We start from the raw sequence: 14,973 nt of genomic DNA, 5'->3' as shown, positions 1-14,973 counted from the left end.
AAAAATATTCATATCAGGCTTCCTTACACCGCTTTCTTCGCTCCCACAAGCTTTATGCCAAAGATCGCCGCCACCATCAGAACTATAGCTATGGGCAGAGCTATCAGCGCATTTGGGACAAAGCCAGCGACGATATATGCCACAAAGCTGACGGCCGCCGCCACCACGGTATAGGGCAGCTGGGTGGAAACATGGTCCACGTGGTCGCACTGGGCCCCAGCAGAGGCCATGATGGTGGTGTCTGAGATAGGCGAGCAGTGGTCGCCGCAGACGGCCCCGGCCATACAGGCGGACACGCATACCACACCAAGAGGATTCGTCAGCGGGAAGACGCTCAGTGTGATGGGGATAAGTATGCCGAAGGTACCCCAGCTTGTGCCCGTTGCAAAGGCCAGGAAACAGCCGATAAGGAACACCACCGCCGGCAGGAGGGACTGGAAACCCCCGGCAGAGCTCTTAACTATGCCGGCCACAAACTCCTTTGCCCCAAGGGAGCCGGTCATGGTATTCAGAGACCAGGCGAAGGTCAGGATAAGTATGGCAGGAACCATGGCCCTGAAGCCCTCGGGAATACAGCCCATGGTCTCCCGGAAGGTCATAGTTTTTCTCAGGCAGTAGTACAGGAGGGTGAACGCCAGGGCAAAGGCAGAGCCCAGCATAAGCCCCAGGGACGCGTCGGAATTGGAGAAGGCCTCGATAAAGGAGGCGCCCTCAAAGAAACCGCCGGAGTATATCATGCCGATGACGCAGGAAAGTATGAGCACGGCCACGGGCAGCACCAGATCCAGCACGATTCCCTTTCCGTCCTCCTCTTCCTCCGCTCCCGCATAGGGGTTCTTGCCGCCCCAGAGATCACCCTTAGTCTCGGCGTTATGCTCGAACTTGGCCATAGAGCCGAATTCCAGCTTCATCAGAGCCATGCCCACCATCATGACTATGGTTAAGATGGCATAGAAGTTAAAGGGTATTGCCTGAATAAACACACTAAGCCCATTGCCCTCCTCTACGTAGCTTGCCACCGCCGCAGCCCAGGAGGAAATGGGCGCTATGATGCATACCGGGGCCGCCGTGGCGTCGATAAGGTATGCCAGCTTCACCCGGGACACTTTATGCTTGTCCGTCACCGGGCGCATAACCGAGCCCACGGTGAGGCAGTTAAAGTAGTCGTCAATAAAAATGAGTACGCCCAAAGCCACAGTAGCCAGCTGAGCCCCCACCCGGCTTTTGATGTGCTTGGCCGCCCAGCGCCCGAAGGCCGCGGAGCCGCCCGCCTTGTTCATCAGGGCCACCATAGCCCCAAGGATAACCAGGAACACCAGTATGCCTATATTACTGGCGCTGGACAGCACGCTGACAATGCCCCCCTGGAACACGTGGAGGACGGTGCCTTCGAAGTTATAGCCGGAATAGAGCAGCCCGCCCATCAAAATGCCCACGAACAGGGAGGAATAGACCTCCTTGGTGATAAGGGCCAGGGCTATGGCCACCACCGGCGGCAGCAGGGCCCAGCCTGTGCCATAGAAGCCGCCGCCCTCCTCGGCGGACTCGCCGCTGCCCATAAACAGCGGGACCAGGAACACCGCCAGCAGAATAACCGCCAGCAGCACGCCCTTGATAAGGTTTGATCTCTTCATGTTTTTCCCTCTCTCAATGCAAAAAGTCATGACATAACTCTGCCATGACTCCATATATGCGGTATGAAAAATCATAGACAGCGCTCCGCCCCGGAATATGGGGCGACAGTCCCCGGGATCTTCTCCCGGGGCCCGGCAAAAGGAGCCTGGGCACAGGCCTCCCCGCCTCGGCGGAATCCCCTTTCAGGCCGCTCCCCATGCCCTGGGCTTACAGCAGCCGTACTCATGTCCTCCGCGCCTCTATCATGCTGGTATCTATAATATTCTATTTTGCGCCCGATGTCAACACATTTTTATGCTTCACAGCTCCCGGAGCTTCCTGAACACCTCCAGCGTATGGTGGGACCAGCCGGTCATGTCCTGACGCTCGCAGATGGCCAGATGATATTTAACATACAGCTCATAGGTCTCGTCGTCCATTGCGTCCACGGTCTCGCGCATATGCTGAGTGAAGCCGTCCGCCGCTATAAAGTGCAGCCGTTCCACAGGCAGCGTTTCGCGCAGACTGTCGATGTCCTCCGTGCGGTAGAGCTGAAAGATGTTCCAAGGGTCGCTGTGGGGCTTGAAGGTCTCCTCGTCCAGCATCCCCTCCCTCATAAGCTCCATGATATTCCCCTTAATGAACCCGAAGGCCACAATGCTGGGGTCCCCCATGCAGTAGGCCGCGAATATCACGCCGCCGGGCTTTGTCACCCGCACGGCCTCAGAAAGGGCCCGCTCCTGGTCCCCGCGGGTGAACAGGTGGTACATGGGCCCCAGCAGTAGAGTAATGTCATAGGTATCCTCGCCGCACATATCCAGCTGTCTCGCGTCGCCCTGGGCGATTGTCACTTTCTCTCCCGGCTGAGTGTTCCGCTTGAACGCCTCAATATTGCTCTCGATCAGCTCCACCGCGTCCACTGTATACCCCTCCCGGGCCAGGGCGTGGCTGTAGCGGCCCGTGCCCGCGCCGATCTCCAGTACGCGCATACCGGGGCGCAGGTACTTCTTGATGTACTTCATGGTGGTGATAAACTCCACCATGCCGTGCTTTGAGAGCAGCCTGCCGTCCTCGTCATAGCCGCCGTAGTATTGGGCCAGATAGTCTTTTGCCTGCATATTACCGCCTCCTAAAAATTTTAACCAACAAAAAACAGTGCAGCGGGTGTATACCCTGTCTGCACTGCTTTACTTTGCCCGGAGAAAATCACCCTTACGATGGCATACACAGCAACGCAGACCTACCCTTGTACCAATAGGTAAAGGTAGGCCAAGCAAATATCGCGTTCAGTTTTGCCGTGAGTGACGTCATGGGAATCGCTCCTGATGTTGGTTTTCTACATTATAGCACCATTGCCGCGCCCTGTCAAGCCTTTTTTCTCAGGGCCGGAACACCATACAGCAGCCCCCAGCATATTGCCGCTATCGCAGGTATGCCCAGAAGATACCCCGGGCTGCCCAGAAAGCTCTCGAACCAGCTCAGGGGGTTGCCCTCCCCAGCCCTTGAGAGAAACATAAAGTTGGTGCCAAAGACCCGGTTGAAGCAATATACCAGCCCCACTACCGCCAGCGCCGCCGGAAGGGTCCCGGCAAACCGGCGGATATCAGGCCGGAACCCGCCGGCTATCAGCAGCAGCGGGTACAAAAGCAGCAGGAGATGGGCCGTGAAGCTGTGTATGCAAAGTGCGTTCCAAAGGGGCAGGTAATTCCACCCCGGGAACAACAGAGCGAAAAACGCCCCGGGCAGGCAGACAGCGTACAGCACCTCCCGAAGCCGCTGGTTTGGACGTATGACGTCGGCTGCGATAAGGAAGATATTTATGCTGCACAGGTGCAGCGGCAGAAACGATGGCCTGAACTGGCCGCTGTGAAGGGCTATGCCATACTTGAACAGTTCATCGCACACCAGCAGAGCCGCCAATATCCTGCGGCAGAGCCGCCTTTTACCCGCGCCCCACCTGCTGTAGAATATCCACAAGGCAGCGCATAGAGCCAAAGCGGACCCCAGCCAAACAAGATGCCCCGGGCAAAAATGGGAAAAGCCCGGGGCGTCAGGCGGCATAGTATATTCAGTCTCCCAAAAATACGAAGTCTCCATATCTCACGCTCTTGTTGGCAAAGCCGGCCGATTATTTACGTGTAGTTTTGCCTGTTTTATATGGGATATACTCTTTATGCGGTGCATTTATGCGCTGTGCATATCATGCACAACGGCACTTTGTGACTATGACCTCCCCCATGGACTTGGGGTCATCCCGGATAATCTCCCCAACGCACGGAACATATATATGGCCGGAAAGTGGGTTCTTTATGCTTACAATGGGCGCGGTCAGCGTGGCCTCTACCTCTGAGCGCTCGAAGCTGAGATCTGTATCAATCATCTCGCAGTCGACAAGCTTTAGGCCCTTACAGTAGCATAGGGGCTGGGTGCCGATTATCTTGCAATTCACAAAGGTGACGTTTTCGCAGTACCAGGCCAGGTATTCGCCCTTTATAACGCTGCTTTTTACGGTAACGTTCTTTGCGTGCCAGAAAGCGTCCTTGGTGTCGAAATTGCAGTTTTCAAACACGGAGTCCTCGAGGTACTGGAAGGAGTATTTCCCCTTAAGCGTCACGTTGTCAAAATTCAGCTTATCTGAGCGCATCATAAAATACTCGCTCTCGGCCTTGCAGTCCCGCATCTCAAGGCCATGGACAGACCAGCCAAACTCCGGCGACACAATGTGGCAGTCCTGCATTTTAACCTCCGCGCACTCCCTAAGGGCCTTTATGCCGTGGAGCTTGCTGCCAGTTATCTCCACATGATGGGAGTACCAGAGGGCGGCGCGGCAGAGCTCGGTCATTTCACAGCTGTTGATAACCGCCCCTTCGTCGTGCCAGAAGGGATAGCGCAGGTTAAAAAAGCAGTCCTCAGTCCGGATATCCCGGCATTCCTTAAAAGCGCTCTCTCCGTCCGCCGGCCCGTCAAAGCGGCAGTTTTTTACAACAAGATTCACGCTGCCGTACAGTGCGCGCTCTTCGTCAAAGGTCTTGTTCTCTACTATTGTCATATTCCATACTCCTTTACGTCATAAGCGGGTCTTTACCCTTTAATGTCTACCATTATACTCCACTTTATCGGAAAATGCAAATGCTTACGACGTATAGGTTGATATGCCCAAGGGGCATACCTTATTTCTCCTACTTCTGCTCCTCCGTGTTCTTCTGGTCACGCATAGACTGTATCAGCTCTTTTTGCTGCTTGCGGCGCGCTCTGGCCTCGCGGCGGCGTCTGGAGGTAGCCAGCAGGATTATCAGGGCGATAACCCCCAACAACAGAAGGGTGGGTATATGGGTAACGAGGAACAGCCCAAGCTCCTGGAGGAACCTGCCAATGCTCCTGGCGTTGTCCTTCATCCCTTGTACAGCCCGGCTGCCCCAGCTCTCAGGTTCTGGCTCCGTGAGCTCAACCACCTCGCGGACGGACAGATGCACGGTGCTGTAGTTTATCTGGTTTTCATACACCCTCAGGGTGGACTCGTAGTTTTGCAGCTGGTAGCGCACGGTGGTCAGCCGGTCCTCGATGCTCATAATATCCGTCAGATTATCTGCCTCTTCCAAAAGCTCCATCAAGCGCTCCTGTTCCACCAGCAGGGCATCGCGGTAGCTCTCCGCGTCCACATAGTTTAGGGTAACATCCTCCTCTGTTACAGAACGCTGTAAAATATTGCAGGTCTCCCCCATTTCCTGCAAAAATCCGTTCAGCTTGTCCGCGGGAATGCGCAGTGTAAGGTCACAGCTGCGCTCACGCTCGTTGTAGGCATACATATCCGAGGACTCTATATACCCGCCTGTCCCGGCCACATGGGACTCCAGCCAGGACATGAAGGTGTCGTACTCCTTGGTTTCAGCCTGAAGGTTCACCGTGGTTATAAGCTTGCGGTCCTGTGGGCGGACCGTCTCCGTACCGCCGGTCTCGGCTCCCTCGTCAAAGCCGGCCTCAGACTCCGGCATATCCTCCATATCTGCCGACTGGTTCCCGCTCTGGGAGGCGGCGCTGCTGGCCGATTCACTCTTGTACGTATCCCCGCCGCTGCCGCCGCAGGCTCCAAAGCTGAATAGGAGCAGCAAAGCAAGGCTTAAAACCAGAGCGTTCTTTACAGTGCGTTTCATATCCTAACCTCCTGTTCCGTCCATATATTTTACAATATTATATCAGGAGGCGGCATGAACTTCAATGAGTATCTCACAGCTGTAACCCGCGGTTACAATATTGTAAGCCCCATGGCGCCTGTCTCAAAATTTCACCTTGCTTTTACGGTTGGCGCCCAGCACACCGCCAATAGCCCCGCTTATGAGTATAGCAGCAATCTTGCCAACGCTCCCGGGGCCCGGCTCTATCCGGAACGCCAGAACAGACACCAACCCCGCGCACACCAGAAAAACCGCCCCTGCCCCAATTCCCAGCAGCAGCCCCTTCTCCCGCGCCGATATGGAGGACAGCAGCCCGCCCAAAAACACCGCCGCGCAGGCGGCAAGGGTTGTGACGACGGTAACGGAACCCCTTGGCAGGGACTCTGAACGGCAGACGAAAAAGGCGATTGCCGACAGCAGCCCAAGACCCGCGCCGGCGGTAATGGCAGTGGAAAGTATCAAAGCTCTTACCCATTTCATAACAAAAAGACCTCGCAGCTATCAGTATTTAATAGTAAGCACAGAGAAGTGCTTACTATTAAATACCTATGAGCCGCAAGGTCCTTTTATTCATGAATTTTTACTTATATCAGGCGTCGTCCTCGTGCACAGTGTCAACGCTGCCGATGGCCCAGCGCTTCACGCGCAGCTTTGATTTGTCGCTACCGGTCTCGATAATGACCGACTCGGACTCGTCCTTCACCGCCACAATACGTCCGCAGATGCCGCCGATAGTGGTAATCTCGTCGCCCACCTGGGCGTTCTTGCGCATCTCGGCCTCCTTCTTTTTCTTCTTATTCTGGGGGCGGAAGAAGATAAAGTACAGAGCCGCGAAGAACACGCCGTATACCAAAAGCATAACGATAAGGCTCATGCCACCGCCGCCCTGGGCCGCCGAAGCGTCCAGCAAGTTGAAATTGTACATCTTTTGTGAACACATCCCTTCAAATGATTACTATTGATTATATCAGGAAACCCGAGAAGTTGCAAGCATTTATTTTCGCAGCGCTATATTCTCCGGCCGACAGTCTCGATATTCTCCTTGTAAAACGCCTCAAACCGCCCCTCGTCCAAAGCGTCACGTATCTTTGCCAGCAGATGATTGTAGAAGTACAGGTTATGCATAACCGTAAGGCGCATGGCCAGCATCTCCCCAGCCTTGAACAGGTGGTGGATATAGGCCCTGGTAAACCTCCGGCAGACCGGGCAATCGCAGGTCTCATCCAGGGGAGCCTCGTCCAGGACATACTTGGCGTTTAACATATTCCTGCACCCCTCCATTGTAAAGGCGTGCCCGTGGCGGGCATTCCTGGTGGGCATAACGCAGTCAAACAGGTCCACGCCCCTGCGCACGGCCTCCAGGAGGTTTGCAGGCGTGCCCACACCCATCAGGTAGCGTATCTTGTCCTTTGGCATATGCGGCTCTATGGCCTCGATAACCGAGTACATCTCCCCGGCGGTCTCCCCCACCGCAAGGCCCCCTATGCCGTAGCCGTCCAGGCCCATTTCCGCTATACGCTTCATATGCTCTATGCGAAGGTCGTGATAGGTGCAGCCCTGGTTTATGCCAAAGAGCATCTGGTTCGGGTTCAGCGTGCCCTCCTCCCTGTTGAGCCTTGCCATCTCAGCCTTGCATCTTTCCAGCCATCGGGCTGTGCGGGCGCAGGACATTTTTGCGTATTCATACTCGGCCGGGTTCTCCACGCACTCGTCAAAGGCCATGGCGATGGTAGAGCCCAGATTCGACTGTATGCGCATACTCTCCTCCGGGCCCATAAAAATCTTACGGCCGTCTATATGGGAGGAGAAGGTAACGCCCTCCTCCCTGATATCCCGGAGCTTTGCTAACGAGAACACCTGAAAGCCCCCGCTGTCGGTAAGTACAGGGCCCTGCCAGCCGGTAAATTTTCTTATGCCCCCCAGCCGCTTTACAGTTTCGTCCCCCGGACGCAGGTGCAGGTGGTAGGTATTGCAAAGCTGTACCTGGCAGCCCAGCTCCATAAGGTCATAGGCCGAGACGGCCCCTTTTATGGCCCCGGCCGTAGCCACGTTCATAAATCCCGGGGTCTGCACCATTCCGTGTACGGTGGCAAGTTCTCCCCGGCGGGCAGTGCCCTCGGTTTTTATCAGTCGGTACATTTGAACCTCCATAGATTTTTCTCCCAATATTATACACTTTATCCAAGCTTATTTCAACTGTTTGTTGAAATAACCCCTCATATCTGGTAGAATAAATTAAGGTAAAACTAAGCTCTGCGCCCTATAATACAACCATGAGGTGATTACTATGAAGCTCCTATACGCCGAGGACGAGCCCGCCATGTCCGAGGCCGTGGTGGATATACTAACCTATCATAAGTACATCGTTGACCCGGTATACGACGGCCAGGCGGCCCTGGATTACGCCCTTTCCGGGCAGTATGACGGCATAATCTTAGACGTCATGATGCCCAGGCTCAGTGGCCTTGAGGTCCTGCAAAGGTTAAGAAGCGCCGGGCGGCGGACCCCTGTGCTGCTGCTCACGGCAAAGGCTGAGATCGAGGATCAGGTCCAGGGGCTGGACCTGGGCGCGGACGACTATCTCCCGAAGCCCTTCCCCATGGAGCTGCTTCTGGCCCGGGTGCGGGCCCTGCTCCGGCGGCGGGAGGAGTATACGCCGAACCTTTTAAGCTGCGGCAATATAACCTTAAACCAGAAAAGCTGCGAGCTCTCCTGCGGGAGCCAGTCCTTTGTGCTGCCAAGGCTCGAGTACCAGCTGATGGAGCTCCTGATGCTGAACCGGGGCATATACCTCTCCACGGAGGAGCTACTGTGCCGGGTCTGGGGCTATGACACAGAGGCGGAACTCGGCGTGGTGTGGGTGTACATATCCTACCTGCGCCGTCGGCTCTCCGCCTTGAAGGCCGATATCACCATCGCCGCCCGGAGGAATGTTGGCTATACCCTGGAGGAACACCATGGTTAAGGCGCTGCAAAAAAGGTTCGTAATTGCCGCCATGGCCGCCATCACCGGGCTGATACTGCTGCTGCTTGGAGCCATAAACGCCGCGAACCTCATGCTGATAAGCCAGCGTATGGACCGAACCCTGGAATTGTTATGCAGCGCCGACGGTGACCCCGGCAATCTGCCTCCCACCGATAAGCCCTCTGGCAGGCCCTTCCCCTTCGGTGTTCCTGACGGGCCCAGGGAGGTCTATAGCGCTTTTGTGTCCGGGAGCTTCTTTCTGGTGCGCTTCGGGCCGGATTACGAGCCCGTATTCGTTGACGTTAGCCGCGCCTATTCCGTCAGCGAGGACCAGGCCGCAGAGCTTGCGCTCAAGGCCCTGGAGAAGGGCAATAAGCGCGGCGAATACGGGCATTTTCGCTATCTTATAAGAGAGGGACCTGGCCCCGGTGCTCTGGCTGTGTTCCTGGACACCTCCGGCGAAAGCGGCTCCTTCTGGCGTGTGCTTATTTTATCGGCTGCCGTTGGGTTTTTCTGCTGGGGGATTATGCTGGTCTTTGTGATACTCCTATCCCGGCGGGCCATACGCCCCATCGCGGAAAATATCCAGCGCCAGAAACAGTTTGTAACCAACGCCGGACACGAGCTCAAAACTCCCCTTGCCATCATACAGTCCAACGCCGAGGCCCTGGAGCTCTATAACGGCGAGAGTAAATGGAGCCGGAATATCCGCGAACAGACCGCAAGGCTTGGGGGGCTGGTAAAGGAGCTGCTAATGCTGGCCCGAATGGACGAGAGCCCAATACAAGGGGAGCCCGAGAATTTTTCACTCAGCGGGCTTATTGAGAGCTCTCTCCGGGAGTTTTCCCAGCCCATAGCCGCAAAGGGGCTTAACCTTGCGGCGGATATCACAGCGGACGTCAGTATCCGCGCCGACCGGGAGCAGGTGCGAAAGCTTGTCTCCATACTGCTGGACAACTGCGTAAAGTATGCGGACCCCGGGGGCCGGGCCATGGTCACACTGGTAAAAAGCGACAGCCGGATAGATCTCTCCATAGAAAACACCTGCCCGAAGCTGCCGGCGGTCCCCCCGGATAAGCTCTTTGATCGTTTCTACCGGGCCGACCCCGCCCGCACCCAGAAGGGCGGTGGCTACGGCGTGGGGCTGGCTATCGCCCGTTCCTTGGCGGGGGCGAACCGCGCCGCTATTTGGGCAAGGTATATCCAGCCGAACCTTGTCCGCTTTACTGTGCGGTTCAGGCAATAGGCGTTCACAGAAGCTTCACAGAAGCGTCCCGGAAAGTTCACGGGGCGCTTCTCCTTTTCTAAACCAGCTCTAAGGTTCGGCTGTTACTATTTTATCGAAGTAAAAACGGAAGAGGTGAAGCAGCGTGGATTTCCGCCACGAAGGGAAACATGAAATATCCCCCGGGGACGTGCTGGCCCTTAGAGCAAGGCTGTCCGCAGTGATGGCCATAGACCCCCACGCCCGGGACGGCAGGTATACCGTAAGCAGCCTATACTTTGACACGCCTGACGGCAGGGCTCTGAGGGAGAAGATAAACGGCGTTAGCCGCAGGGAGAAGTTCCGGCTCAGGTATTATAACAGCGACACGTCGCTGGTCCTCCTTGAAAAGAAAATGAAGATAGACGGCCTGTGCTCGAAGCTTCAGACCGCCGTTCCAAGGGAGGAGGCTATGGCTCTGGTCCGGGGAGAATACCAAGCTTTCAGCAGGGACGGCCCGCCGCTTTTGCAGGAGCTTTACGGGAAGATGGCCACACAGGGGCTACGCCCCCGGACCGTTGTGCGGTATACCCGAGAGCCGTTTATTTATACCCCGGGCAACGTAAGGGTGACACTGGACTATAATATACGCGCCGGGACTGACTGCGGCGAGTTTCTTGACCCGGACGGCTGTACCATACCCCTCCCGAATAATGCGGCGGTGCTGGAGGTCAAGTGGGACAGCTTTCTCCCCTCTGTTATCCGGGACCTGGTGCAGATCCCCGGCGTCCACACTGGGGCCTTCTCAAAATACGCGGCCTGCCGGGTATACGGTTAGATCAAAACAAATACAGAAAAGGAGCATATATATGACATTTCAGGATATATTCAAATCCAGTTTTTTGGAAAAAATTTCAAGTGTGAGTATACTCGATATGGCGCTGGCCCTTGCCTTGGCCTTTGGCACAGGTATGTTTATCTTCTTGGTCTACAAAAAGACCTTCGCCGGGGTAATGTACTCCTCAAGTTTCGGAGTTTCCCTGGTGGCCATGACCATGATAACCACCTTGGTGATACTGGCGGTCACCTCCAACGTAGTGCTGTCTTTGGGCATGGTGGGCGCGCTGTCCATCGTGCGCTTCAGAGCAGCCATAAAGGAGCCGTTGGATATCGCCTTCCTGTTCTGGGCCATAGGCGCGGGCATAGTCCTGGCAGCGGGGCTTATCCCCCTAGCGGTGTTTGGCAGCGTAATAATCGGCGTGGTGCTGCTGGTCTTCGCCAACACCAAGCCCCATATGAACCCATATATATTGGTCCTGCACTGCCAGGACCACGAGAGCGAGAGACAGGCCATGGGCTTTGTACAGCGGCAGGTAAAGCGCTGTGTGGTAAAGAGCAAGACCGCCCAGAAGGGGTCTGTAGAGCTGAACCTTGAGGTGCGCATGAAGGACAGCGGCACGGAGCTTGTGAATATCCTCTCGGAGATGAACGGCGTGGAGCACGCGGTGCTGGTGAGCTATAACGGCGACTATATGAGCTGAGAGAGGAGGCTTAGTATGTCAACCCATAGATATATCGACAGGGTATGCTGTGTAATTTTGGTCCTGACCCTTATGCTGACGGTGGTATTTGTAAGCGCCAGCGGGGCCGGCTCAGAGAGCGCGCCCCGGGCCATGGGCTATGAGGACCGGCTGTTCGATACCAGCACAGTCCACACCCTGGACCTCGTGATGGACGACTGGGACAGTTTTATCAGCACCTGCAAAAATGAGGAATACTCCCCCTGCTCCGTTGTGATAGACGGCGAGTCCTTCGGGAACGTGGGGCTCCGGGCCAAGGGCAACACCTCCCTGACTCAGGTGGAGAGCTACGGCAATAACCGCTACAGCTTCAAGCTGGAGTTCGACCACTACGAGAGCGGGCAGACCTATCACGGCCTGGATAAGCTGAGCCTTAACAATATTATCCAGGACAACACATACATGAAGGACTATATCACCTACCGCATGATGGGTGAGTTTGGGGCGGTTTCTCCCCTTTGCAGCTATGTGTATATCCGGGTAAACGGTGAGGACTGGGGGCTCTATCTGGCCGTGGAGGGTGTGGAGGAGGCCTTCATGCAGCGCAATTACGGCGGGGACTACGGCGAGCTGTATAAGCCTGACAGCCAGAGCTCCGGCGGCGCTGGGGACATGGAGGACGGAAAGGGCTTTATGGAAAAGCCCGGTATGGACGGGCCGGAGCTTCCAGAGGGAGACCGTATGCTTGATATGCCCGAGGGCGGCATGGAAGCGGGCGGCGCACCTGGCATGGGCAATTTTGGCGGCGGAGAGCCCAGGGGTGATTTTGGCGGCTTCAACGGCTTCGGTAGCAGCGATGTGTCCCTTATATACACCGACGACGAATACTCCAGCTATGAGAATATCTTTAATAACGCCAAGACAGATATTACTGACGAGGACAGGGACAGGCTTGTCGCCGCCCTGAAAAGGCTGAACTCATTTGAGGATATTGACAGTACCGTGGACGTGGAGAGTGTGATACGCTACTTCGTGGTACACAACTTTGTATGCAATTTCGACAGCTATACCGGCTCTATGATACACAACTATTACCTCTATGAAGACGCTGGGCAGCTCTCCATGATCCCCTGGGACTATAATCTGGCCTGCGGCGGCTTTATGGGACAGGAGGACGCCACGGCCCTTATAAATTATCCCATAGATACCCCGGTGTCCGGCGGGACCGTTGACAGCCGCCCCATGCTGGCCTGGATATTCTCAAGCGAGGAATATACCCAGCTCTACCACCAGTATTTCGCGGAGTTCATCTCGGGCTATTTCGACAGCGGCGCGTTTTCAGCTGAGCTTGAGCGGGTACAGGCGCTGATATCTCCGTATGTGGAGAAGGACCCCACCAGCTTCTGCTCTTATGAGGAGTTTCTTGAGGGCGTTTCGGTGCTAAAGGATTTCTGTCTGCTGCGGGCCGAGAGCGTAAGCGGCCAGCTTGACGGCTCCATACCCGCCGCTTCGGCCGGGCAGGCGGAAAACGCCGATGCGCTGATAGACGGCTCTGATGTGGATATATCCGCAATGGGCTCCATGAACAACGGCGGCTTTGGCGGCATGGGCCGGGACAGACAGCAGAACCAACAAGATCCGATGGACAAAGCGGAGACCGGCGATAACGCCAACAGCAGTCAGCAGCCTCCATCTGAAGGGGGCGCGGCCCCGGCCGGCGGGCCCCTAGAGACGGTGCGTACCAGAGAATCGAACAGTACCAATACGCAAAACGAAGAGGGGCTTATTACGGTTCTGGTCTGCGCCGCCGTCCTTGCCACGGCTATAGCCGGTATGCTGCTGTATAAAAAGAAGGCCTGATGCGCCCTATAACGCGCCCAAGGCGGTCGTTAAGGGGCGGGCTCCCCCGCTTCAAAGAGAAGCCCTTCTGTCAAGGTGGTCTTCCCCGCGTCCGCGTGGGCCACTATGCCGATGTTGATAATGCCACCCATCTGCTCCCTCCTATACGAAAGGAACCGGGAAAGCGCCTGCTTTCCCGGTTCCTTTCGCCTATGCTGTCGGTATCTCAGTAGTTTACAGAATTATCTCGCCGTCCACAGTTCCCGGCAGAGCGGCGGCATTAGACTCGTCGGTGTCTACGTGCATAGCGAGGGCATAGCTGGGGCTGACCCGGCAGACCACGTCGCCGAAGATCAGGCTGCGGCCGTTATAGTCCACCTTAACGGAGACTATCTGCTTGTCGGTGACCCCGGCCTCCCTGGCCTCATCGGGGTTGAAGTGGATGTGGCGCTTGGCGGCGATAACGCCCTTCTCGATGGTGACCTCTCCGGCGGGGCCCTTCAGGGTGCAGCCGGGGGTGCCCTCCAGGTCCCCGGACTCGCGTATGGGGGCGGTAACGCCCAGCTTGCGGGCGTCGGTCAGGGATATCTCCACTTGGGTCTCCTTGCGGCAGGGTCCTAAAATGGACATGGACATGGAGCCCTTGGGGCCTATGACCTCCACCTTCTCGGCGCAGGCAAACTGCCCGGGCTGGGACAGGTCCTTCTTGTTGGTGAGGATTGCGCCGGGCCCGAACAGGGTGGCAAGGTCCGCCTCGGACACATGTACATGATGGGCGGAAGTTTCGACCATTACTTTCATTGGAATCTCCTCCTAAAAAAATTAAGATTATGAATAATATGGAAAAATGCCGTCCCCGGAGTCAACCGTGCCACGGCGATTTTACTGTGTATCATTTCTTTCTGGCGGCCAGCAGGATATGTATGCCGTCAGGGCGGGTATGCTCCTTTGCCATGGAATCGAATTCCCTCAGCGTTCCATACGCTGTATATTATACTCCCCCAAAAAGAAAAAATCAATGGGAATTTGACTTTATATCCCATGTATGGTAAAATCATACGGAGATTTGGAGGTGTCGGTATGTACAATAACTGGAGCGATCTGGAAAAGGCCTGTTTACAGTGCGAAAAGTGCGGGCTCTGCTCCGGCAGACATAACGTGGTGTTCGGCGTGGGCAACCGCAGGTCCAAGGTGATGTTCGTGGGCGAGGGCCCCGGCGAGAATGAGGATCTACAGGGGGAGCCCTTTGTGGGCCGGGGCGGGCAACTGCTGGACAAGTATCTGGCCGCTGTTGACTTGGACCGAAAGACGAATGTCTATATCGGCAACATCGTCAAGTGCAGGCCCCCTAAGAACCGGGACCCGCTGCCCGAAGAGCAGGAGGCCTGCATAGACTGGCTCAGAAACCAGTTCGCGCTGATACGCCCGAAAATCGTTGTCTGCCTGGGCCGGGTGGCGGCTATGCGCATTATGAAGCCAGACATCAAGATCACCAAGGAGCACGGCGAGTTTATCGACAAAAACGGTACGCTGATGATGGCGACGCTGCACCCCGCCGCTCTGCTGCGCAACCCCGGCCAGAAGCCCGCCGCCTTTGAGGACTTCTTAAAGCTGAGAGAGAAAATAGACGAGCTGGGGTGCGACGTGGCAAAGCAGTAA

General features: G+C 56.1%; 16 protein-coding genes and 1 riboswitch. Of the genes, 6 read left to right on the top strand and 10 right to left on the bottom strand.

Translation table 11 applies throughout. From position 1 onward, the window contains the following. Positions 1-23: 23 nt before the first annotated feature. From ADH66_RS08330 to tgt, 8 genes are all read right to left on the bottom strand, one after another. On the bottom strand, positions 24-1,634 hold the full coding sequence (locus tag ADH66_RS08330) for a Na+/H+ antiporter NhaC family protein (protein ID WP_066541545.1): 1,611 nt from the start codon (positions 1,632-1,634) through the stop codon (positions 24-26). 70 nt (positions 1,635-1,704) lie between these two features. After that, positions 1,705-1,885: riboswitch (Lysine riboswitch) on the bottom strand. Positions 1,886-1,934: 49 nt separating this feature from the next. After that, a complete protein-coding gene (locus tag ADH66_RS08325) occupies positions 1,935-2,732 on the bottom strand; it encodes a class I SAM-dependent methyltransferase (RefSeq protein WP_066533581.1) in 798 nt (265 codons plus the stop codon). 247 nt (positions 2,733-2,979) lie between these two features. Beyond that, positions 2,980-3,675 carry a YwaF family protein gene (locus ADH66_RS08320; protein ID WP_157767201.1) on the bottom strand — a complete coding sequence of 232 codons (696 nt, stop codon included), beginning with the start codon at positions 3,673-3,675 and terminating at the stop codon, positions 2,980-2,982. 139 nt (positions 3,676-3,814) lie between these two features. Next, complete coding sequence (locus ADH66_RS08315) at positions 3,815-4,663, bottom strand: DUF3737 family protein (protein ID WP_066533585.1); 849 nt, start codon at positions 4,661-4,663, stop codon at positions 3,815-3,817. Between the two features lie 130 nt (positions 4,664-4,793). After that, positions 4,794-5,765, bottom strand: coding sequence for a DUF4349 domain-containing protein (locus ADH66_RS08310; protein WP_066533587.1), 972 nt, complete (start codon positions 5,763-5,765; stop codon positions 4,794-4,796). 123 nt (positions 5,766-5,888) lie between these two features. Then, positions 5,889-6,266, bottom strand: a complete 378-nt coding sequence (locus tag ADH66_RS08305; RefSeq protein WP_066533588.1) for a TIGR04086 family membrane protein — start codon at positions 6,264-6,266, stop codon at positions 5,889-5,891. Positions 6,267-6,375: 109 nt separating this feature from the next. Continuing rightward, positions 6,376-6,711 carry a preprotein translocase subunit YajC gene (yajC, locus tag ADH66_RS08300; RefSeq protein WP_066533590.1) on the bottom strand — a complete coding sequence of 112 codons (336 nt, stop codon included), beginning with the start codon at positions 6,709-6,711 and terminating at the stop codon, positions 6,376-6,378. 83 nt (positions 6,712-6,794) lie between these two features. Next, positions 6,795-7,925 carry a tRNA guanosine(34) transglycosylase Tgt gene (gene tgt, locus ADH66_RS08295; protein WP_066533591.1) on the bottom strand — a complete coding sequence of 377 codons (1,131 nt, stop codon included), beginning with the start codon at positions 7,923-7,925 and terminating at the stop codon, positions 6,795-6,797. A 148-nt stretch (positions 7,926-8,073) separates the two neighbouring features. Here tgt and ADH66_RS08290 point away from each other — a divergent pair, with 148 nt between their 5' ends. The 5 genes from ADH66_RS08290 to ADH66_RS08270 all read left to right on the top strand — a co-directional run bounded on the left by ADH66_RS08290 (position 8,074) and on the right by ADH66_RS08270 (position 13,335). Beyond that, positions 8,074-8,751: a response regulator transcription factor gene (locus tag ADH66_RS08290; RefSeq protein WP_066533592.1), complete on the top strand. Its 678-nt coding sequence runs from the start codon at positions 8,074-8,076 to the stop codon at positions 8,749-8,751. Continuing rightward, positions 8,744-9,997: a sensor histidine kinase gene (locus tag ADH66_RS08285; protein ID WP_066533594.1), complete on the top strand. Its 1,254-nt coding sequence runs from the start codon at positions 8,744-8,746 to the stop codon at positions 9,995-9,997. Before ADH66_RS08290 ends, ADH66_RS08285 begins: the two co-directional genes overlap by 8 nt. Positions 9,998-10,121: 124 nt before the next feature. Next, a complete protein-coding gene (locus tag ADH66_RS08280; protein WP_066533596.1) occupies positions 10,122-10,793 on the top strand; it encodes a polyphosphate polymerase domain-containing protein in 672 nt (223 codons plus the stop codon). Positions 10,794-10,824: 31 nt separating this feature from the next. Further along, positions 10,825-11,496 (top strand): DUF4956 domain-containing protein, encoded by a 672-nt coding sequence (locus ADH66_RS08275; RefSeq protein ID WP_066533598.1) that lies wholly within the window; start codon positions 10,825-10,827, stop codon positions 11,494-11,496. A gap of 15 nt (positions 11,497-11,511) precedes the next feature. Beyond that, a complete protein-coding gene (locus ADH66_RS08270; protein ID WP_066533600.1) occupies positions 11,512-13,335 on the top strand; it encodes a CotH kinase family protein in 1,824 nt (607 codons plus the stop codon). Between the two features lie 29 nt (positions 13,336-13,364). On the opposite strand, the gene ADH66_RS08265 is transcribed toward ADH66_RS08270, so the two are convergent. Together ADH66_RS08265 and ADH66_RS08260 are read right to left on the bottom strand one after the other, a co-directional pair. Further along, on the bottom strand, positions 13,365-13,466 hold the full coding sequence (locus tag ADH66_RS08265; protein WP_084384151.1) for a GTP-binding protein: 102 nt from the start codon (positions 13,464-13,466) through the stop codon (positions 13,365-13,367). 82 nt (positions 13,467-13,548) lie between these two features. Then, positions 13,549-14,115, bottom strand: coding sequence for a PduL/EutD family phosphate acyltransferase (locus ADH66_RS08260; RefSeq protein WP_066533601.1), 567 nt, complete (start codon positions 14,113-14,115; stop codon positions 13,549-13,551). A 279-nt stretch (positions 14,116-14,394) separates the two neighbouring features. Between ADH66_RS08260 and ADH66_RS08255 the strand changes: the two genes are divergently transcribed. Further along, positions 14,395-14,973, top strand: coding sequence for a uracil-DNA glycosylase (locus tag ADH66_RS08255; protein WP_066533603.1), 579 nt, complete (start codon positions 14,395-14,397; stop codon positions 14,971-14,973).

The organism is Acutalibacter muris (assembly GCF_002201475.1).
GTDB lineage: Bacteria > Bacillota > Clostridia > Oscillospirales > Acutalibacteraceae > Acutalibacter > Acutalibacter muris.
This window is presented reverse-complemented; position numbering and strand designations above follow the sequence as displayed.

Bases quoted from the DNA above. Each gene is read 5' to 3' on its own strand.
- ADH66_RS08285 (WP_066533594.1), top strand. From the start codon at position 8,744: ATGGTTAAGGCGCTGCAAAAAAGGTTCGTAATTGCCGCCATGGCCGCC.
- yajC (WP_066533590.1), bottom strand. From the start codon at position 6,711: ATGTACAATTTCAACTTGCTGGACGCTTCGGCGGCCCAGGGCGGCGGT.
- ADH66_RS08275 (WP_066533598.1), top strand. From the start codon at position 10,825: ATGACATTTCAGGATATATTCAAATCCAGTTTTTTGGAAAAAATTTCA.
- ADH66_RS08305 (WP_066533588.1), bottom strand. From the start codon at position 6,266: ATGAAATGGGTAAGAGCTTTGATACTTTCCACTGCCATTACCGCCGGC.
- ADH66_RS08325 (WP_066533581.1), bottom strand. From the start codon at position 2,732: ATGCAGGCAAAAGACTATCTGGCCCAATACTACGGCGGCTATGACGAG.
- ADH66_RS08260 (WP_066533601.1), bottom strand. From the start codon at position 14,115: ATGAAAGTAATGGTCGAAACTTCCGCCCATCATGTACATGTGTCCGAG.
- ADH66_RS08265 (WP_084384151.1), bottom strand. From the start codon at position 13,466: ATGGGTGGCATTATCAACATCGGCATAGTGGCCCACGCGGACGCGGGG.
- ADH66_RS08290 (WP_066533592.1), top strand. From the start codon at position 8,074: ATGAAGCTCCTATACGCCGAGGACGAGCCCGCCATGTCCGAGGCCGTG.
- ADH66_RS08255 (WP_066533603.1), top strand. From the start codon at position 14,395: ATGTACAATAACTGGAGCGATCTGGAAAAGGCCTGTTTACAGTGCGAA.
- ADH66_RS08330 (WP_066541545.1), bottom strand. From the start codon at position 1,634: ATGAAGAGATCAAACCTTATCAAGGGCGTGCTGCTGGCGGTTATTCTG.
- ADH66_RS08310 (WP_066533587.1), bottom strand. From the start codon at position 5,765: ATGAAACGCACTGTAAAGAACGCTCTGGTTTTAAGCCTTGCTTTGCTG.
- ADH66_RS08320 (WP_157767201.1), bottom strand. From the start codon at position 3,675: ATGCCGCCTGACGCCCCGGGCTTTTCCCATTTTTGCCCGGGGCATCTT.
- ADH66_RS08270 (WP_066533600.1), top strand. From the start codon at position 11,512: ATGTCAACCCATAGATATATCGACAGGGTATGCTGTGTAATTTTGGTC.
- tgt (WP_066533591.1), bottom strand. From the start codon at position 7,925: ATGTACCGACTGATAAAAACCGAGGGCACTGCCCGCCGGGGAGAACTT.
- ADH66_RS08315 (WP_066533585.1), bottom strand. From the start codon at position 4,663: ATGACAATAGTAGAGAACAAGACCTTTGACGAAGAGCGCGCACTGTAC.